This is a genomic window from Actinopolyspora mzabensis (genome assembly GCF_900101095.1).
In the GTDB taxonomy this organism is placed as follows: Bacteria; Actinomycetota; Actinomycetes; order Mycobacteriales; family Pseudonocardiaceae; genus Actinopolyspora; species Actinopolyspora mzabensis.
Map to the genome: position 1 here is coordinate 156601 of NZ_FNFM01000010.1, position 19736 is coordinate 176336.

General features: G+C 67.4%; 17 protein-coding genes. All 17 read left to right on the forward strand.

The window, feature by feature from the left end; all coding sequences use genetic code 11:
• The first annotated feature begins 23 nt into the window (after positions 1–23).
• The 17 genes from argS (at position 24) to atpA (ending at position 19732) form a co-directional block, all read left to right on the forward strand.
• Entirely contained in the window at positions 24–1688 is a 1665-nt protein-coding gene (gene argS / locus BLR41_RS17480; protein WP_092630026.1) for an arginine--tRNA ligase, read from the forward strand.
• A gap of 12 nt (positions 1689–1700) precedes the next feature.
• Positions 1701–3119, forward strand: coding sequence for a diaminopimelate decarboxylase (gene lysA, locus BLR41_RS17485; protein ID WP_092630377.1), 1419 nt, complete (start codon positions 1701–1703; stop codon positions 3117–3119).
• On the forward strand, positions 3120–4424 hold the full coding sequence (locus BLR41_RS17490) for a homoserine dehydrogenase (protein WP_092630029.1): 1305 nt from the start codon (positions 3120–3122) through the stop codon (positions 4422–4424).
• On the forward strand, positions 4421–5512 hold the full coding sequence (thrC, locus tag BLR41_RS17495) for a threonine synthase (protein WP_092630032.1): 1092 nt from the start codon (positions 4421–4423) through the stop codon (positions 5510–5512). Before BLR41_RS17490 ends, thrC begins: the two co-directional genes overlap by 4 nt.
• 71 nt (positions 5513–5583) lie before the next feature.
• Entirely contained in the window at positions 5584–6468 is an 885-nt protein-coding gene (gene thrB, locus BLR41_RS17500) for a homoserine kinase (RefSeq protein WP_342745391.1), read from the forward strand.
• A gap of 1046 nt (positions 6469–7514) precedes the next feature.
• Positions 7515–9545, forward strand: a complete 2031-nt coding sequence (gene rho, locus BLR41_RS17510; protein WP_092630041.1) for a transcription termination factor Rho — start codon at positions 7515–7517, stop codon at positions 9543–9545.
• A gap of 277 nt (positions 9546–9822) precedes the next feature.
• On the forward strand, positions 9823–10053 hold the full coding sequence (gene rpmE / locus BLR41_RS17515; RefSeq protein WP_092630044.1) for a 50S ribosomal protein L31: 231 nt from the start codon (positions 9823–9825) through the stop codon (positions 10051–10053).
• An 82-nt stretch (positions 10054–10135) separates the two neighbouring features.
• Positions 10136–11206 (forward strand): peptide chain release factor 1, encoded by a 1071-nt coding sequence (gene prfA / locus BLR41_RS17520; protein WP_092630047.1) that lies wholly within the window; start codon positions 10136–10138, stop codon positions 11204–11206.
• 172 nt (positions 11207–11378) lie between these two features.
• Complete coding sequence (gene prmC / locus BLR41_RS17525; protein WP_092630380.1) at positions 11379–12302, forward strand: peptide chain release factor N(5)-glutamine methyltransferase; 924 nt, start codon at positions 11379–11381, stop codon at positions 12300–12302.
• A gap of 161 nt (positions 12303–12463) precedes the next feature.
• Complete coding sequence (locus BLR41_RS17530; protein WP_092630383.1) at positions 12464–13111, forward strand: L-threonylcarbamoyladenylate synthase; 648 nt, start codon at positions 12464–12466, stop codon at positions 13109–13111.
• A gap of 385 nt (positions 13112–13496) precedes the next feature.
• Positions 13497–14636: an MraY family glycosyltransferase gene (locus BLR41_RS17535; RefSeq protein WP_092630386.1), complete on the forward strand. Its 1140-nt coding sequence runs from the start codon at positions 13497–13499 to the stop codon at positions 14634–14636.
• 20 nt (positions 14637–14656) lie between these two features.
• On the forward strand, positions 14657–15136 hold the full coding sequence (locus tag BLR41_RS17540; RefSeq protein ID WP_092630050.1) for a Cg1360 family ATP-synthase-associated protein: 480 nt from the start codon (positions 14657–14659) through the stop codon (positions 15134–15136).
• Positions 15137–15413: 277 nt separating this feature from the next.
• Entirely contained in the window at positions 15414–16193 is a 780-nt protein-coding gene (gene atpB / locus BLR41_RS17545) for a F0F1 ATP synthase subunit A (protein ID WP_092630053.1), read from the forward strand.
• A gap of 60 nt (positions 16194–16253) precedes the next feature.
• Positions 16254–16511, forward strand: coding sequence for an ATP synthase subunit c family protein (locus tag BLR41_RS17550; RefSeq protein ID WP_092630055.1), 258 nt, complete (start codon positions 16254–16256; stop codon positions 16509–16511).
• Positions 16512–16544: 33 nt separating this feature from the next.
• Positions 16545–17099 carry a F0F1 ATP synthase subunit B gene (locus tag BLR41_RS17555; RefSeq protein WP_092630058.1) on the forward strand — a complete coding sequence of 185 codons (555 nt, stop codon included), beginning with the start codon at positions 16545–16547 and terminating at the stop codon, positions 17097–17099.
• Between the two features lie 71 nt (positions 17100–17170).
• Positions 17171–18001: a F0F1 ATP synthase subunit delta gene (locus BLR41_RS17560; protein ID WP_092630061.1), complete on the forward strand. Its 831-nt coding sequence runs from the start codon at positions 17171–17173 to the stop codon at positions 17999–18001.
• Positions 18002–18079: 78 nt separating this feature from the next.
• Positions 18080–19732 (forward strand): F0F1 ATP synthase subunit alpha, encoded by a 1653-nt coding sequence (gene atpA / locus BLR41_RS17565; protein ID WP_092630064.1) that lies wholly within the window; start codon positions 18080–18082, stop codon positions 19730–19732.
• The last annotated feature ends 4 nt before the right edge of the window (positions 19733–19736 follow it).

Consider the following 19736-nt stretch of genomic DNA (forward strand, 5'->3'; position numbering starts at 1 on the left):
ATTGCTTTCTTAGACTTCATCAGGTGACACCAGCCGCGCTTGCCGAACTCGTCCGAACGACCGCTGCCGACGTCCTGTCCGCCCGAGGGGTGGACACCTCGGTGCTGCCGGAGAAGGTCACGGTCGAGCGCCCCCGAAACCCGGAGCACGGCGACTACGCGACCAACCTGGCCATGCAGGTCGCCAAACCGGCCGGTCTCAACCCCCGGGAACTGGCGGGCTGGCTCGCCGAATCGCTCGCACAACGCGACGAGATCACCTCCGCCGAGGTGGCGGGACCAGGTTTCCTCAACCTCCGACTCGCCGCCGATGCCCAGGCGGCCATCGTCCGCGACGTGCTGACCAGGCAGGCGGCCTTCGGCGCGGGTGAGCTCTACAGCGGGCTGCGGGTCAACCTGGAATTCGTCTCGGCCAACCCGACCGGTCCCATTCACCTGGGGGGAAGTCGTTGGGCCGCCGTCGGTGACGCGCTCGGGCGCGTGCTCGCGGCGCAGGGCGCCGAGGTGACCAGGGAGTACTACTTCAACGACGCCGGTGCGCAGATCGACCGCTTCGTGCGTTCACTCGTCGCCACCGCGCGCGGCGAGGAGATCCCGGAGGACGGTTACGGCGGGGAGTACATCGCCGAGATCGCCTCCGAGGTCGTGAACTCCCGCTCGGACGACGTGCTCGCGTTGCCAGCCGAGGAACGCGACGAGGTGTTCCGCAGGGTCGGCGTCGGACTCATGTTCGACGAGATCAAGCGCAGCCTGCACGAGTTCGGCACCGATTTCGACGTCTTCTTCCACGAGGATTCGCTGCACAACTCCGGTGCGGTCGCCGAGTGCGTGCAGCGGCTCAAGGACTCCGGCAACCTCTACCACGCGGATGGCGCGTGGTGGTTGCGTTCCTCCGAGTTCGGCGACGACAAGGACAGGGTCGTCATAAAGAGCGACGGCGCGCCCGCCTACATCGCCGGTGACATCGCCTACCTGCGGGACAAGAGCGATCGCGGCTTCCAACTCTGCCTGTACATGCTCGGTGCGGACCACCACGGCTACGTCTCGCGGCTGAAGGCCGCCGCGGCGGCGATGGGACAGGACCCCGACTCGGTGGAGGTTCTCATCGGCCAGCTGGTCAACCTGGTCCGGCACGGCGAGCCGGTGCGGATGAGCAAACGCGCGGGCACGGTCGTCACGCTCGAGGACCTCGTCGAGGCGGTCGGGGTGGACGCGGCTCGCTACTCCCTGATCCGTTCCTCCGTGGACTCGGCCGTGGACATCGACCTCGACCTCATCAGCAAGCACACCAACGAGAACCCGGTCTTCTACGTGCAGTACGCGCACGCCAGGCTGTCCTCGTTGCAGCGCAACGCGCTTTCGCTCGGTATCGACCGAGGCGACGTCGAGGCCGCGGACCTGGCCCTGCTCACGCACGACCGGGAAGGCGATCTGATCCGTACGCTGGGTGAGTTCCCCAGGGTGGTGCGCTCGGCCGCGGAGCTGCGCGAGCCGCACCGGGTGGCCCGCTACCTGGAGGACCTGGCCAGCGCGTACCACCGCTTCTACGACTCCTGCCGCGTCCTGCAACCAGGGGACGATCAGCCGGGGCCGTTGACCATCGCCCGGCTGCAGCTCTGCGAAGCGGCCCGCCAAGTGCTGGCGAACGGCCTGAGCCTGCTCGGTGTCAGTGCTCCCGAACAGATGTAGAGGAGGCGCATGATGCGCGCCCACCCGGCCGGGCCGAGGCACGCCGACGTCGCCGTGAACGCCGATGCCGCCGGCCCCGCCCCCTCCTCGGTGGAGGAGACCAATCGGCTGCACCCCGCCGTATGGCCCCGCAACGCGGCCCGGGGGGTCGACGGGGTGACCACCGTCGCCGGATGCGACGTCCGTGAACTGGCCGAGCAGCACGGCACGCCGTTGTTCGTGCTCGACGAGGACGACTTCCGCGCCCGGTGCCGGGAGTACACCGCCGCGTTCGGGGACCCCGCCGCGGTGCACTACGCCGCCAAGGCGTTCCTGTGCACCGAGGTGGCGCGCTGGGTCGACCAGGAGGGCCTCGGACTGGACGTCTGCAGTGGTGGCGAACTGCGAGTGGCGTTGCGAGCCGGTTTCCCCCCGGAGCGCATCGCCATGCACGGCAACAACAAGTCCACCGCGGAGCTGACGTCCGCGCTCGAGGCCGGTGTGGGCGCGATCGTGCTCGACTCGTTCCACGAGATCGCCAGGCTGGAGCACCTCGCCGCCGAGCACGGCACGCGCCAGCGGGTGATGATCCGGCTGACCGTGGGTGTGGAGGCGCACACCCACGAATTCATCGCCACCGCGCACGAGGACCAGAAGTTCGGTTTCTCACTCGCCTCCGGGGACGCCGCCGAAGCGGCGCGCCGGGTGCTGAAGTCGGATTCACTGCTGTTGGTGGGGCTGCACAGCCACATCGGCTCGCAGATCTTCGACGACAACGGCTTCGAACTGGCGGCGCACCGAGTGATCGGTCTGCTGGCCGACCTGCGTGCCGAACACGGTGAGCAGGCGCTGCAGCCGGTCGAAACGGTGGACCTGGGCGGTGGACAGGGCATCGCCTACACCGCGGACGACGATCCGCTGCCGCCCGCCGAACTCGCCGCCGGCCTGCACGAGATCGTGCGCAAGGAGTGCGTGGCTGCCGGGTTCGACCCGCCCCGGATAGCCGTCGAACCGGGCCGTGCCATCGCGGGCCCCGGCACGGTCACGCTCTACGAAGTGGGCACGATCAAGGACGTCGCACTCGACGGTGGGGCTTCCCGCCGCTACATAAGCGTCGACGGTGGGATGAGTGACAACATCCGCACTTCGCTCTACGACGCCGCATACGACTGCCGACTGGTCTCCCGTGCCGGGGAACGGAGCGGTGTGCTGTCCCGCATCGTGGGCAAACACTGCGAATCCGGCGACGTGGTGGTGCGCGACAGCTGGATGCCCGAGGATGTCGCACCGGGGGATCTGGTGGCGGTGGCCGCCACCGGTGCGTACTGCTACGTGATGGCCAGCAATTACAACCGACTCCCCAAGCCCGCGGTCGTCGCGGTACGCGACGGGCAGTCGCGGTTGTTGCTACGCAGGGAGACCGAGGACGACCTGCTTCGCCTGGAGGTGTGAGTGATCGAGGATCGGGAACCGATCAGGGTGGCGCTGCTGGGCTGCGGCACCGTCGGCACCGAGGTGGTGCGCCTGCTGCAGGAGCATCCCACCGAGTACGCTGCTCGAACCGGTGCGCCGGTTCGCGTCACCGGCGTGGCGGTACGTCGTCCGCACAAGCACCCCGATGTACCCGAGCAGCTGCTGACCACGGACGCCGCCGCCCTGGTCGAGGGCAGCGCGGACGTGATCGTGGAGCTGATCGGCGGTATCGAACCCGCGCGTTCGCTGTTGCTGGCCGCCCTGCGCGCGGGCAAGTCCGTGGTGACCGCCAACAAGGCTCTGCTGGCCGAGCACGGCTCGGAGCTGTACGCGGCTGCCGACGCCAACGGGGTGGACATCTACTTCGAGGCGGCCGTGGCCGGGGCGATTCCGCTGCTTCGTCCGCTCCGGGAGTCGCTGGCGGGCGATCGCATCAACCGGGTGACCGGGATCGTCAACGGCACCAGCAACTACATCCTCTCGGCCATGGACTCCACGGGCGCCGGTTACGAGGAGACCCTGGAGGAGGCGAACCGGCTCGGGTACGCCGAGGCCGATCCCACGGCCGACGTCGACGGATTCGACGCCGCTTCCAAGGCAGCCATCCTGGCTTCACTGGCCTTCCACACCCGGGTCGGTGCGGGTGACGTCCACCGGGAGGGGATCTCGGGTATCGGGGCCGGGGACATCGAGGCGGCCCGTTCGCTGAACCGCACGGTCAAGCTGCTGGCCATCTGCGAGCGTGTGATCGACGAGGACGGCACCGAATCCGTCTCCGCGCGCGTGCACCCGGCCATGATTCCGCGTGATCATCCACTGGCCGGGGTCGGCGGGGCGTTCAACGCGGTCTTCGTCGAGGCCGAGTCCGCGGGGCAGCTCATGTTCTACGGGCAGGGAGCCGGTGGTGCTCCCACCGCCAGCGCGGTGCTGGGCGACCTCGTCGCCGCCGCCCGCAACGTGGTGGTTTCCGGCAAGGGACCGCGCGAGTCCGCGCACGCGCAGCTTCCCGCGCGTGCCATGGACTGGACTCCCACGCGGTACCACATCAGCCTGGACGTGGCCGACCGGCCGGGTGTGCTTTCCCAGGTGGCCGCCACGTTCAACGAGCACGACGTCAGTATCTCCGTGGTTCGGCAGCAGGGCCGGGGGGCCGATGCCAGCCTCGTGGTGGTCACCCACACCGCCGCGGACTCCGCGCTGCGCGCCACCGTGGAACAGATCGCACGGCTCTCCTCGGTCAACGAGGTCGCCAGCGTTATGCGTGTGGAGGGTGAACAGTCTTGACCTCGCAAGCACAACTCGCGGCGGCCGGGGCAGGTACCGGTTGGCGTGGGATCATCGAGGCCTACGGTGACCGGATCGGAGTTCCCGACGAAGCCGAGGTGGTGAGCCTGCACGAGGGCAACACCCCGCTGGTGCCGGCCCCGTACCTGTCGGAACTGACCGGTTGCCGGGTCCTCGTCAAGGTCGAAGGTGCCAATCCGACCGGTTCGTTCAAGGACCGCGGGATGACGGTGGCGATGACCCACGCCAAGGCCGCGGGCATGCGTGCCGTGATCTGCGCCTCCACCGGCAACACCTCCGCCTCGGCGGCGGCCTACGCCACACGTGCCGGGATGACCTCGGCCGTGCTCGTGCCGCAGGGCAAGATCGCCATGGGCAAGCTCGCCCAGTCCGTGGTGCACGGTGCGCGGATCCTGCAGGTGCGGGGGAGCTTCGACGACTGTCTGGAGCTGGCGCGCAAAACGGCGGCGGAGTACCCGGTTACGTTGGTCAACTCCGTCAATCCGGTTCGGTTGGCCGGCCAGAAGACGGCCGCTTTCGAGATCTGCGACGCGCTCGGCACGGCGCCGGACGTGCACTGCCTGCCGGTGGGCAACGCGGGGAACATCACCGCTTACTGGGCCGGTTACAGCCAGTACGCCGACGAGGGGCGCAGCGATCGCGCGCCGGCGATGTTCGGTTTCCAGGCCGCGGGCGCAGCGCCCCTGGTTTCCGGTGAGCCCGTCGCCTCGCCCGAAACCGTGGCCACTGCGATCCGGGTCGGCAGCCCGGCCTCCTGGACCGGGGCGGTGGACGCCAAGAACGCCTCGAACGGTTTGTTCGAGGCGATCACCGACGAGCGGATCCTGGACGCCTACCGACTGCTGGCATCGAAGGAGGGCGTTTTCGTGGAACCCGCCTCGGCTTCGAGTATCGCCGGGCTGCTCGCCACCTCGGCCGACGGGCGGTTACCGAGCGGTTCCACGGTGGTGTGCACGGTCACCGGGCACGGTCTCAAGGATCCGGACACCGCGTTGGCCGACATGGTGGAGGTCGAGCCCCTGCCGGTCGATCCGGATGCGGTGGCAACGGCTCTGGAGCTGTCTTGAGTTCCGGTACCGTCCTTCCCTCCGGTTACGACGCCGAATCGGCCACGGGCGGCACGGATGCCGCGTTCCGGGTGACCGTTCCGGCCTCCACCGCGAATCTCGGTTCCGGGTTCGACACGCTGGCCGTGGCGTTGGCGCTGCACGACGTGGTGGAGATCACCCGCACGGATGCCGAGCCGCGGACCGCGCGGGTCGAGGTAACCGGTTCCGGCGCCGGTGAGGTGCCAGTCGACGAGAGTCATCTGGTGGTTCGGGTGCTGCACGCGACCATGGATCGGCTCGGTGTGTCACCACCCGCGCTGCGGCTGCGTTGCACGAACACCGTGCCGCACGCGCGGGGGCTCGGCTCGTCCGCGGCCGCGATCGTCGCCGGGGTGGCAGCCGGTTACCGGCTGGCCGGGCTCGACGTGCGAGCCGAACGGGTGCGTCCGGAGGCGCTGCGGCTGGCTGCCTCGTACGAGGGACATGCCGACAATGTCGCGGCGGCGCTGTTCGGCGGGCTGGTTGTCGCGTGGAATGTGGAAAATCGTTATCGATCCGTTCGACTGGAACCCCATTCGGAGCTGGCCCCCGTGGTGTTCGTCCCCACCGCGGAATCCGCTACGCACACGATGCGGGGGTTGTTGCCGGAGACGGTGCCTCACTCCGACGCGGTGTTCGCCGCCGGCCGCACGGCTCTGGCCGTGCACGCGTTGACCACCGAGCCGGAACTGCTGCTCGAGGCCACGGAGGACCGGCTGCACCAGGAGTACCGCGGGCCCGCGATGCCGGAAACGCTGGAGCTCGTCCACCGGCTCCGGAATAGCGGCGTGCCCGCCGTTGTTTCCGGAGCGGGCCCCACCGTGTTCGCCCTGCCGCCCGGCGGTGAGCTTCCCGACCCGTCGGTGGCGGGGGACTTCGAGGTCAAGCGACTGGATGTGGATCGGACCGGCGTGTGGGTCGACCGGATGGGTTGACCGGCGCGGTGGTCACCGGCGTCGTTTCCCGCTCGTCCTCGGGGTGGTTCCGCCGGCCCCCGCGGTTTCGACCAAGCTGTTCCCGACGGGTCTCCCGGCAGGCGCCTCGGGGCGGTGGCTCCCGAGCGGGGCCGGGGTCGTGGTCCTCGGGGTTTCGAGTGGTATAAAGGAAATGTCGGCATCGCCGTCGTCGGATCGTAGGGTCCGCGAGGCCCGGGGGCACGGTAGCCGCGGCCGGTGATTTCCCGTGCTGTCGTATCGGGCTCGTGATTCGGCGGGGGAGCCCGACAAACTCGAGACCGGGTAGGGGCGCTCCGCCGGTGGGCGTGTCATGCTCTTGGTTGTTGCACCGGAGTGACTCGGCGTATACCCTCAAGGTCAATCAGTCACCGGGCGCATCGGCGCCGGTGCCTTGCCCGGAAGCTTCTTTCCGGGATGCATCCCTCGCTGTGAATCGACTACACCTTCAGGGTGAAGATCAGGATGGCGAGTGGCCGAGCGCGGTGGCCGAGGCAGGAGTTGTCAACTCAATGGGGTTCGTGTCGTCGAGTCGAACTTCACGCAGTTGCCGGTGTCGGACTGGGAGCTCTGGCGTTACGGATTGTGGTTCCGCACGGCAGTCACGAATAACTCGGTGACCACAGTGGAGGCTTCGGCCCCTCGGGTCGCCGTATTCCGCGACCGCGCGGGATCGCGCTCCGAACGGGCAGTGCGGACCTCGTCGAGACCGGTTGATTCGGTGAGTCCGGTAACGAGTGAGCAGCAAGGCATGCATCCGGGTGGTGAACGGAAACGGTCACGGTTGTTCCGGCAGGTGGTGGTACCGCTGTGGACGAGTGATACCACCACGGGTGCGCGAGTCGGGCGTCTCCGCTGCCCGGTGCTGCCGGTTTTCGAGTGGGTGCCGACACCACGCGCGCCGGGTGTCCTCGTCGAGTTCATTCGATAAAGGGGCCGGTAGCACTACAAGGCCGCTCGTGTTCGCAGCGAGCGGGGTAATCCGCTGGGCCGCGTAGGAGGCGCGGATCCGGTCAGGAAGGACATTCGTGAGCAACACCGATCTGTTGAGCAGCGAGACGACCAACGGCGTCTCTCCCTCCGGCGGGCAGGAGTCCGAGTCGCAGCAGGCAGCCTCCGGATCAGGAACCAACGGCAGCGCACGCCGCCGGGGTGGCCTGTCGGGCATGGTGCTCGCCGAACTGCGGCAACTCGCCGGCGAATTGGGGATCGACACCACGGGCCTGCGCAAGGGCGACCTGATCGCCGCAATCAAGGAGCGTCAGGGAGGTGCCGCCGCGCCGCGCCAGGCGGAGTCCGGTACCCGTCAGCCGACTCTCGACCAGCAGGCGGCCCCGGAGAACAACCCCCAGGACACCGAAAGCCAAGGCCCCAAGGGGCAGCAGACCAAGGGCCGAGTCGGCAAGGAGCAGGGCTCCGGGAACCGGACGTCGGAACGGACCTCCGGCAAACCCGCCGCGGGCTCGCCCTCCGATAAGGACGATGCCCAGGACTCGGCCACCGAATCCGGTACCGAGAAACGTTCGAACGGTTCCGCGCCGAACCGGGGCGGTTCACGTCGTTCCGGTAACGACGGATCCGGTGAGGAAGGACGTCGGAACAACCGTCGTCGCCGTTCCTCGCAGCGTCCGTCCGGCAACCAGGAACAGGACGATCGCGGCGACCGCAGCGACCGAGGCGGCGGCGCGGACGGCGGAGGTCGCGCGGAGCGCACCGACAACCGCCAGGACCGCCAGGACCGCCAGGACGGCGGTAGCGGCGACAGGCAGGAGAACCGCCGGGACGCTCGTGGCGACAACCGCAACGACAACAACCGGCAGGACGACGAGGATCGCGGCAACAGGCGCAGCCGCCGTTTCCGGGACCGCAGACGCGGGCGTGGCCGCGGGGACAACAACGAGCCCGAGGTGCGCGACGACGACGTGCTGCTACCCGTGGCAGGCATCCTCGACGTGCTGGAGAACTACGCGTTCGTCCGGACCTCCGGCTATCTCGCGGGCCCCAATGACGTCTACGTCTCGCTCTCGCTCGTGCGCAAGTACGGACTGCGTCGTGGTGACGCCCTCAAGGGTGTGGTCCGGCAGCCTCGCGAGGGTGAGCAGCAACGGCAGAAGTTCAACCCGCTGGTGCGGGTCGACGCCATCAACGGTCTGGAGCCCGAGGCCGCCAAGAAGCGTTCGGAGTTCCACAAGCTCACTCCGCTCTACCCCAACGAGCGGCTCCGTCTGGAAACCGACCCGCAGGGTATGACCAGCAGGGTCATCGACCTGGTCATGCCGGTCGGCAAGGGGCAGCGGGCACTGATCGTCTCCCCGCCCAAGGCGGGCAAGACGATGATCCTGCAGTCGATCGCCAACTCGATCACCACGAACAACCCCGAGTGCCACCTGATGGTCGTGCTCGCCGACGAGCGCCCCGAAGAGGTCACCGACATGCAGCGCTCGGTCAAGGGTGAGGTCATCGCCTCCACTTTCGACCGCCCGCCGTCGGACCACACCACTGTCGCCGAGCTATCCATCGAGCGTGCCAAGCGGTTGGTCGAGATGGGACACGACGTGGTGGTGCTGTTGGACTCGATCACGCGTCTCGGGCGTGCCTACAACCTCTCCGCGCCCGCGTCCGGCCGGATCCTGTCCGGTGGTGTGGACTCCACGGCGCTGTATCCGCCCAAGCGGTTCCTAGGCGCGGCACGCAACATCGAGAACGGCGGTTCGCTGACCATTTTCGCCACCGCCCTGGTGGAAACCGGTTCCGCCATGGACACCGTGATTTTCGAGGAGTTCAAGGGCACCGGCAACGCCGAGCTCAAGCTCGACCGCAAGCTGGCCAACAAGCAGCTGTTCCCGGCGGTGGACGTGGACGCCTCCAGCACTCGTAAGGACGAGTTGCTGATGTCGTCCGACGAACTGGCCGTGCACCAGAAGTTGCGTCGGGTGCTGGCGGCGTTGGACACGCAGCAGGCGCTCGAGCTGGTCCGGGACCAGTTGCGCAAGACCCGTACCAACATCGAGTTCCTCACCCAGGTCGCCAAGACCACTCCGGGCAAGGAGGACGAGTAGGGGACCGCGCGGGACGGGCCGTGTCGGTGGTGCGGTGAGCTGCCGGAGGGTGGCTCCCGCCGCCTTCTCGGTGCTGCCGAACCCACCTCGCGGCACAGGCCCCGTCCACGCGGCTCGTTAGGCCCGTGACGGAACTCGCCTCCTCCGGGAATACCCACGCTGCCTCGGGCGTTGCCGAGCAGCGGTCCCCGGTCTGACAGAATCGGAATCCGTTCCGGTGCCGGTTCACCTCCGGTCGACGCCGCGAGGACCCGGTGCCACGAAGAGAGGACGAGACATGAAGAGCGAGATTCACCCCGAGTACGTCGAGACCCAGGTCATCTGCGACTGCGGGCAGAGCTTCACCACCCGCAGCACCAAGACCAGTGGGCACATCAGCGTCGAGGTCTGCTCCAACTGCCACCCGTTCTACACGGGCAAGCAGAAGATCCTGGACACCGGCGGCCGCGTGGCCAAGTTCGAGGCTCGGTACGGCCGTCGTCCGCAGAACGCTCGCACCAAGAAGTAGCCGGGTCCGCGGCGCCCGCCGTTTTCGCCAACGTGGTGGGCGCCGTTCTCGTGTCGGACTCGTAGCGAAAGTGGGGAGCACCGTGGAGACGTCGAGGCTCGAGGAGTTGCTCGCCGAGTACACCGAGCTCGAAGGGCGGCTCGCGGATCCGGACGTCCATGCCGACCAGGCGCGGGCCCGTAGACTCGGCAAGCGACACGCCGAGCTGACTCCGATCGTGCGTACGGCGCGAGAGCTCGAGAACGCCCGCTCCGACCTGGCCACGGCGCGGGAACTCGCCGACGAGGACCCCGGGCTGGCCAGTGAGGCCGACCAGCTCGAGCAACGCATCCCGGAGCTGGAGGACAGGCTCGCCGAGCTGTTGGCGCCGCGTGATCAACGCGACGGCTCCGATGTCGTGTTGGAGATCAAGTCCGGCGAGGGCGGCGAGGAGTCGGCACTGTTCGCCGGTGATCTGCTCCGGATGTATCTGCGGTTCGCGGAGCGGCAGGGTTGGCATGCCGAGATACTCGGCTCCACTGAATCCGACCTCGGCGGCTACAAGGACGTCATCGCCACGGTCAAGTCCAAGGGCGAACCCGGTCTCGAAGGAGTTTGGTCCAAGCTCAAGTTCGAGGGCGGGGTGCACCGAGTGCAGCGTGTTCCCGTGACCGAGTCGCAGGGAAGAGTGCACACCTCCGCGGCGGGCGTGCTGGTTTACCCCGAGCCGGAGGAGGTCGAGGTCGAGGTCGACGAGAAGGACCTGCGCATCGACGTCTACCGTTCCTCGGGGCCGGGTGGCCAGAGCGTGAACACGACCGACTCCGCGGTACGCATCACCCACCTTCCCTCGGGCGTCGTGGTGGCTTGCCAGAACGAGAAGTCGCAGCTGCAGAACAAACTGCGCGCCATCCAGGTGCTGCGCGCTCGGCTGCAGGCCATGGCCGAGGAAGAGGCCGAACGCGAGGTAGCCGAGACACGACGCAGCCAGGTCCGCACCGTGGATCGCTCGGAGCGGGTGCGTACCTACAACTTCCCGGAGAACCGGATCTCCGACCACCGCATCAACTTCAAGGCGTACAACCTCGACCACGTGCTCGAAGGCGAGTTGGATTCGGTACTCGGCGCGCTGCGCGAGGCCGATCGGAACGAACGGATGCAGGCCGGCGTCTGATCCGGGTTTCCCCCCGGTCCGCGGGCCGGAGCTCGTGAGGCCGTCCGGGCTCGATCACCGGGCACGTCGGGCCCCCGATCCGTTCTCTAACCCCTCCGAAGCTCTCGGGCGGCGCACGGTGATTCTCGCCGAGCCCGTCCCTGGTGAGCATGCTGAAAGGATCGTCACCACCGTGGAACGAAAGCCGTTGCGGTTGGCCATCCTGGAGGGCGAGCGCGTGTTGGCGGCGGCGGGCATTCCCAGTCCACGTGCCGACGTGGAGTCACTCGCGTCTCACCTGCTCGGTGTCGAGCGCCCTCGGTTGCCGCTGCTGCCGCCGCCCGAACCCGCCGTGCTCGACTCACTGCACGAGTTGGTACGCCGTCGGGCGGAACGTGTCCCGCTGCAGCATCTGACAGGTACGGCCGCGTTGGGAAGCACGACGCTCTCCGTCGGTCCAGGGGTGTTCGTCCCTCGCCCGGAAACCGAACAGCTGCTGGAGTGGGCGTTGACCCGGATCCAGTCGGTACGCGCCCCCCTCGTGGTGGATCTGTGTACCGGATCCGGCGCACTCGCACTGGCCGTGGCCCAGCAGCGTCCCGAGGCTCGGGTGCTCGCCGTGGACAACGATCCGGCCACGTTGGAATGGGCTCGGTACAACGCCGACTCGCTTCGTGCCACCGGGGGGACCTCGGTGGAGGTGGTCGCCGGGGATGTCACCGATTCCACCCTGCTCACCGAGTTCGACGGACTGGTTGACCTGGTGGTCTGCAATCCGCCCTACGTGCCGGAAGGCACTCCGGTGCCTCCGGAGGTGTGGGAGTACGACCCTTACACGGCGGTTTTCGCCGGTCGCGATGGGCTCGATGTCGTGCCGCACGTGCTGACGCGTGCCATCGGCCTGCTGCGTCCCGGTGGGGTTCTAGCGGTCGAGCACGACGACACGCACGCCGAGGCGGTGCCCGCGCTCATGAACGACAGCGGGGCGCTGACCGAGGTGCACGATCATTCGGACCTGGCGGGGCGGCCACGTTTCGCCACGGCCGAGAGGATCACCATGACCCCGCCGGGATCCCATGACGGAACTCGGGTGCGCGGTCGAGTGTCCTGCACCTGACCCCGCGCCTCGCGGCGCGGCGGTCTCGCGGGCGGGACCAGGGGTTCCTCCCGGGACCGTCGTCGATCCCGACGAAAGCGATCGCCCCGACACGTCGTCCGGTGCGCTGGTGGAGGTACCACTCGCAGCCGAGCTTCGAGTACGTGCCAGGATTTGAGACCGTGAGCACGGTCTATGATTGCGAGAGCCCGGACGGTCGCAGTGCCGGCCTGCGCAGGGCTGCGAGTTCGGTGCGCGGCGGTGGACTGGTTGTCCTGCCGACCGACACGGTTTACGGAATCGGTGCGGACGCGTTCGACCCGGAGGCGGTCCGCGCATTGCTCTCGGCGAAGGGACGCGGCGCCGACATGCCCGTTCCGGTGCTGGTTGGCTCGTGGAACACCGTCGACGGATTGGTCATGTCCGTGCCGCGGCAGGCCCGGGCCCTCATCGAGGCGTTCTGGCCCGGGGGGCTCTCGCTGATTCTGCCCCAGGCCCCCTCCCTCTCCTGGGATCTGGGGGAGACCCGCGGCACGGTCAACCTTCGGATGCCGCTGCACCCGGTGGCCCTGGATCTGTTGCGCGAGGTCGGCCCCATGGCGGTCTCGAGTGCCAACACCACCGGCAATCCCCCCGCCGCCAACGTGGAACAGGCCCGGGAGCAGCTCGGTGAGGCCGTCCCGGTCTATCTGGACGGTGGCCCCTCCGGCGAACCCGTCGCTTCCACGATCGTGGACCTTACCGGGGACCAGCCGAGGGTGCTGCGTGAAGGAGCGGTGAGTCGGGACGAGCTGGCCGCCGAACTGGGTGTCGAGCTGCCCGCGGAGTAACGCGCCGTTGGTCTCGTACCACTGTTCGTTCGATCCGCTGTTCCCGCGGACGGGTGAACCGTGGCTGCGTGGAATTCGGGTCGTTCTGGGCCCCGCAGAGTATTGACCTGCTGAAACGGTGCCGAGGTGATACCCCGGGGCCGTGGGTGTGGACCCGCGCGGCGCGCCGCATGACTTCTCGATAGCGTGAACGAGCGTGCGCGGCCAGTGGACGACGCCTTCGTCCTCCGCCGCGCGATTGTCGGCAACGGCGCGTCGGCGCGGTTACGCCGATTTTTTCGTGGTCGTCCCGGAAGATGACGAGGAGCAATCAACGGTGACTGTGCTGTCGTGGGATCAAAGCGGTGTCGTGTGCCACGTTCCCACGCACGGCTAGGTGGCGATGATGGACACCGTCCCCTCCTGGGCGCCGGTCGGGTTGCCCGCACGCGAGTACTTGCTGGTGTGTCTGACTTCCGCGGCCGTGACTTTCCTGCTCACCGGGCTGATCCGGGTGTTCGCCATCCGCAGCCGGGCCGTGGCGCACCCCAGACGTCGGGACGTGCACTCGACGCCCATCCCCAGGATGGGCGGGGTCGCGATGTACTTCGGCGTGCTCGGCGGCATGTTCCTGGCCGACAATCTGCCCGCCCTCTCCCGCGGGTTCGACTATTCCAACGACGCGCTCGCGGTGATCTTCGCCGGTGGGTTGATCACACTTGTCGGCGCGTTGGACGACCGTTTCGAACTCGATTCGTGGACCAAGCTGGCCGGCCAGGTCACCGCCGCGGGGATCCTGGTGCTGATGGGCGTGCAGTGGTACATGCTGCCCGGCGGCCAGGGCGGTGAGTCCGGTTCGGTGCTGGTGCTCAGCGGAAACCAGGGGCAGCTGCTGACGGTGCTGCTGACCGTGGCCATGGTCAACGCCATGAACTTCGTCGACGGGCTGGACGGGCTCGCCTCCGGCATAGGTCTGATAGCCGCCAGCGCGACCTGCGCGTTCTGCCTGGGACTGCTCAACGACCAGGGCGGCGATGTCACCGCTTACCCCCCCGCGCTCATCGCGGCGACCATAGCCGGAGCCTGTCTCGGCTTTCTGCCGCACAACTTCCAGCCCGCTCGCATCTTCATGGGGGATTCGGGATCCATGCTGATCGGGCTGATGCTCGCCTCGGCCAGCACCACCGCCGCGGGCAAGATGGACCCCACGAGCCTGGACGCCTTCGGGTTGTTCGCCCCGTTGCTGGTGGTGGCTGCGGTGCTGTTCGTGCCACTGCTCGACCTGAGCCTGGCAGTGGTGCGCAGGACCAGGGCGGGCAAGAGCCCGTTCCACGCCGACAAGATGCACCTGCACCACCGGTTGCTCGAGCTGGGGCACTCGCAGCGGCGCGCGGTGCTGCTCATCTACCTGTGGGCGGGCGTGGTCGCGTTCGGTGCCGTCTCGCTCACGCTGTTCGACGATATGCTTCTCGTGGCATGGGCTGTGGGCTTCGCGGTGCTCGTAGCGGGTACCGTATCCGCGATACCCCGAATGAGGACCAAGTAGAACTTCGCGGCGGGAGAGTGATGACGGAAGCGACCGGAACGCCCGACGACACCGACCGGCCCACGGCCGAGGAGACGAATCCGCACGCCCGGACGGTGCGCCGGTTGGCCGCGGCGATGCTTCGCGCCGCCGTACTGCCGGGTGCCCTGGCCGTGCTGTTGTGCACGGTCGTCGCCGCTTTCCTGGCAGGGATGCCGGGGCTGTTGGGCGGATTGATCGGTGGCGCGGTGGCTTTCGGTTCGTCGTTGCTCACGCTGTGGTTGATGCGAAGTACAGCCGATTTTCACCCGATGTTCGTGATGGTCGCCGCGTTGGGCGGCTACATCGGGAAGATGATCGTGCTGTTCGTGGTGGTGACCCTGCTGCGTGGACTCGACTTCGTCCACGTGGAGTCCGTGGCGCTGACGATACTGGTCACGGTCCTGGTGTGGGCCGCGGCCGAGGTACGCGGTTTCCGCAGGACCAGGACCCCCACGATCGCGGTGGCCGACCGCTCCTGAACGGTCCGGCCCGCTCGGGTGACCCCTCCCGGCGCGTGGGTGTTACGACCGTTTTGTTACCGAATGGTAGGATTCGCTGCGCAGGTAACTCGGGTTTCGACGCGAGTACGTCCTCCGTCGCCGGAAGTCGTGGTCCGTCCCGTGGGACTTGCCTGGCGGGACCTGGCCGGTGGGAGGGCCCCTAAGTCCTCGATCGTGTATCAGGTACGTTGAGTGCAAATCGTGACGATTCCCCCGGTGGAGTTAGCTCCAGCCGGGAGAACCGGAAGGAGCCCAGTTGGGCGCGCTGGTGTTGAGCCAGGGCGGAACTTTCGAGCCGCCCGGTGTCGATAGCTTTTTCCTCCCGCCGATCTTTGGTGAAGTCACCAAGCCGATCGTGCTCGTAGTGCTCTCGGCTGTCATCGTCGGTGCGTACTTCTTGATTGCCACCCGCAATCTCAAGTTGGTACCTGGCAAGGCTCAGTTCGCGGCGGAGTACATCTACGACTTCAGCAGGAACACGATCGCCAGGGATCAGATCGGGGCGCAGCACTTCCGTCCCTTCATCGGGCTGATCTTCGGGCTGTTCACCTTCATCCTGGTGAACAACCTGTTCGGGATCATTCCGCTGATCCAGTACCCCACGATGGCCAAGATCGGGTTCCCGGTCGCACTGTTCCTCATGGTCTACGTCGTTATCCACACCGTGGGATTCCGACGGCACGGCTTCCTGGGGTACTTCAAGCATGTGATGTTCCCCCCGGGGGTACCCAAGCCGGTCTACATCCTGCTGGCCCCCATCGAGTTCCTGCAGAAGTTCCTGTTTCAGCCGGTGGCGCTGGCCATCCGAGTCTTCGCGGCCATGTTCGCCGGACACCTCATTCTGCTGGTGTTCACTCTCGGCGGGCAGTATCTGCTGCTCGAGGGGAGTGCGCTGCTCAAGCCGGTTTCCATCGTCAGCTTCGCCTTCGCGATCCTTCTGACCTTCGCCGAGGCCTTGATTCAGGTCTTGCAGGCGTACATTTTCGCGGTGCTCACCGCCAACTTCATCGGTGCCGCACTCGCGCAAGACCACTGAAGGACAGATCGAGACCTCACGATCCGCGTGTTATGCGGACCGAGTTGAAAGGTAGTAACAGTGAGCAACATCGTTCTTGCACAGGCTGCGGAGACCGCAAGCAACATCAACCCGGGCCTGGCCGCCATCGGCTACGGCGTCGGTGCGATCGGTCCCGGTATCGGCGTTGGTCTGATCTGGTCGGCCGTCATCAACGGAACCGCTCGCCAGCCCGAGGCGCAGGGCCAGTTGATGGGTATCGCCTGGATCTCCTTCGTTCTGGTCGAGGTGCTGGCGCTGATCGGTCTGGTCCTCTACTTCATCGCTTCCAACGCCTGATTCCGACAGCTTGACGGGTTGGGAGAAGTCCTGATGGAGAACAAGATGGTGCTGGCAGCGGAGGGCCACAATCCGATTCTGCCCGCTCCGGCCGAGATAATCGTCGGTTTCGTCGCGTTCGCCGCCCTCCTGTTCGTGCTCTACAGGTACGCCGTTCCGCGCTTCGAGAAGGTCTACCAGGAGCGCAGTGAGCGGATCGAGGGTGGCATCGCCCGGGCCGAGGAGGCGCAGGCCGAGGCACAGCGCACCCTGGAGCAGTACAAGGCACAGCTCGCCGAGGCACGTGCGGAGGCCGCCAGGATCCGCGACGATGCCCGTGCCGAGGGGCAGCAGATCCTGGACGAGATGCGCTCGCAGGCTCAGGAGGAGAGCGACCGCATCGTCAGCCAGGGGCAGGCACAGCTCGCCGCGCAGCGTTCGCAGGTCATCGCGGAGCTGCGTGAGGATCTCGGCAGGCAGGCCGTTGATCTGGCGAGCAAGGTCGTCGGTGAATCCCTCGAGGACGAGGCCCGGCGGCGCGGCACGGTGGACCGGTTCCTGGACGAGCTGGACGCCGCTTCCGCCCCGTCGACATCGACCAACAGCTGATCGGTTCCGACCGTTCGGTCGAAGGTCGAAGGGACGTAAGTGATGGGCCCAGGAGAGAAAGGCGTGCAGAGTTGAGCACCCTCGTGAACGCCGCGAGTCGCGATGCCCTGGCAGCCAGCGAGCTGCAGCTGTTGCAGGCCACTGACGGGGCAGGACCCGCGGAGATCACCGGGCTCGCCGAGGAGTTGTTCGGGGTCGCCGCGCTGCTGCGCGGCGAGTCCGCCCTGCGGCGTGCTCTTGCCGATGCCGCCACCCCCGCTGAGTCCAGGCAAGGTTTGGTCCGCGAACTGCTGACCGATCGCCTCGGTGCACGGGCACTGCCGGTGGTGACCGAGGCGGTTGGGGTTCGCTGGTCGTACCCCGGTGACCTGGTGCACGGTCTCGAACGGCTCGCCCGTGTCGCGCTGCTGGTGCAGGCCGAGCGTGCGGGCAGGCTCGACGCGGTCGAGGACGAGCTGTTCCGGCTGGGCCGCATCATCGGCGGTCAACCCGAGCTGGAACGGCTGTTGTCGGACCCCACGGCCGATGCCACCGGTAAGGGAGCCGTCATCCAACAGCTGGTCGGCGGCAGGGTCGAGGACGTGACCGAGCGACTGGTTCGGCAGTTGGTCGAGCAGTCGTCGGGGCAGCACCTCAGCGAAGGGCTGGAGGAGCTGGCCGAACTTTCCGCCAAGCGGCGGGAGCGTTCGGTCGCCCACGTTCGCTCGGCGATTCCGCTCAGCGACGAGCAGCAGCAGCGATTGGCCAGTACCCTGCAGCGCATATACGCGCGGCCGATTGCGGTACACCTGGAAGTGGACCCGCAAATCGGTGGTGGGCTGGTTATCCGGGTCGGTGAGGAAGTCATCGACGGCAGCACGTCCGGCCGGCTGCAGGCACTGCGGCGCGACCTCTCCGACTGACGGACGGTCCTCCCGAACCCGTCGTCGGAAGGGGCCGGACCCCCTTTCCACAGAACGAAGCGAGAGCAGGAACGAGACATGGCGGAGCTGACGATCTCGTCGGACGAGATCCGCAGTGCGATCGAGAAGTACGTCTCCAGCTACTCACCCGAGGTCAGCCGCGAGGAGGTCGGGGTCGTCACGGACACCGGTGACGGCATCGCCCATGTCGAGGGTCTGCCTTCGGTCATGACCGAGGAACTGCTGGAGTTCCCCGGCGGCATCTACGGCGTCGCGATGAACCTCGAGGCGCAGTCGATCGGTGCGGTCATCCTGGGTCAAGCCGACCAGATCGAGGAGGGCCAGGAAGTCAGGCGCACCGGAAAGGTGATGTCTGTACCGGTTGGCGACAACTTCCTCGGCCGCGTGGTCAACGCGGTCGGTGAGCCCATGGACGGGCTCGGCGACATCGAGGCCGAGCAGAACCGCGACCTGGAACTGCAGGCCGCCTCGGTCGTCCAGCGCCAAGAGGTCAACGAGCCGATGCAGACCGGCATCAAGGCCATCGACTCCATGACCCCGATCGGCCGTGGTCAGCGCCAGCTGATCATCGGTGACCGCAAGACCGGCAAGACCACGGTCGCGCTCGACACCATCATCAACCAGAAGAGCAACTGGGAGAGTGGCGACGCGGAGAAGCAGGTTCGCTGCGTCTACGTGGCGATCGGTCAGAAGGGTTCGACCATCGCCGCGGCGAAGCGTTCGCTGGAGGAAGCGGGCGCGATGGACTACACCACCATCGTCGCCGCCCCCGCGTCGGACTCCCCGGGTCTGAAGTGGCTGGCCCCCTACGCGGGCTCGGCCCTCGGTCAGCACTGGATGTACCAGGGCAAGCACGTGCTGATCGTGTTCGACGACCTTTCCAAGCAGGCCGAGGCCTACCGTGCGATCTCGCTGCTGCTGCGGCGCCCGCCCGGTCGTGAGGCATACCCCGGTGACGTGTTCTACCTGCACTCCCGGCTGCTGGAGCGTTGCGCCAAGCTGCACGACGACCTGGGCGGTGGTTCGATGACCGGGCTGCCGATCATCGAGACCAAGGCCAACGACGTGTCGGCCTACATTCCCACCAACGTCATCTCCATCACCGACGGACAGTGCTTCCTGCAGTCGGATCTGTTCAACTCCGGGCAGCGCCCCGCGATCGACGTCGGTATCTCGGTCTCGCGTGTCGGTGGTTCCGCGCAGCTCAAGGCGATGAAGACCGTCACCGGTTCGTTGAAGATCGACCTGGCGCAGTACCGTGAACTGGAGGCGTTCTCCGCGTTCGCCTCCGACCTGGATGCCGCCTCCAAGGCGCAGCTCGATCGCGGTGCACGCCTGATGGAGATTCTCAAGCAGGGTGAGGGCTCCCCGTTCCCCGTCGAGGAAGAGGTCGTCTCGCTCTACCTGGGAACCAAGGGGCACCTGGACGACGTTCCGACCGCCGACGTGCGTCGGTTCGAGTCCGAGTTCCTGGCGCACATGCGGCGCAACCAGGACACGGTGCTCAAGGACATCGTCGAGAGCAAGAAGCTCTCCGACGACGGTGTTCGGGCCATCGAGGACTCCGTCACGGAATTCAAGAAGCAGTTCACCACCTCGGAAGGCGGTGCTGCGCTCCCGCAGCACGACGAGGCCGGCACCGTGGAGGCCGACGAGGTCGCCCAGGAGACGGTGAAGGTCAACCGCCCCGCCGGGGACAGCGAGAAGTGACCGG

Bases quoted from the DNA above. Each gene is read 5' to 3' on its own strand.
- lysA (WP_092630377.1), top strand. From the start codon at position 1,701: ATGCGCGCCCACCCGGCCGGGCCGAGGCACGCCGACGTCGCCGTGAAC.
- BLR41_RS17555 (WP_092630058.1), top strand. From the start codon at position 16,545: ATGGAGAACAAGATGGTGCTGGCAGCGGAGGGCCACAATCCGATTCTG.
- BLR41_RS17540 (WP_092630050.1), top strand. From the start codon at position 14,657: ATGACGGAAGCGACCGGAACGCCCGACGACACCGACCGGCCCACGGCC.
- atpA (WP_092630064.1), top strand. From the start codon at position 18,080: ATGGCGGAGCTGACGATCTCGTCGGACGAGATCCGCAGTGCGATCGAG.
- BLR41_RS17535 (WP_092630386.1), top strand. From the start codon at position 13,497: ATGGACACCGTCCCCTCCTGGGCGCCGGTCGGGTTGCCCGCACGCGAG.
- rpmE (WP_092630044.1), top strand. From the start codon at position 9,823: ATGAAGAGCGAGATTCACCCCGAGTACGTCGAGACCCAGGTCATCTGC.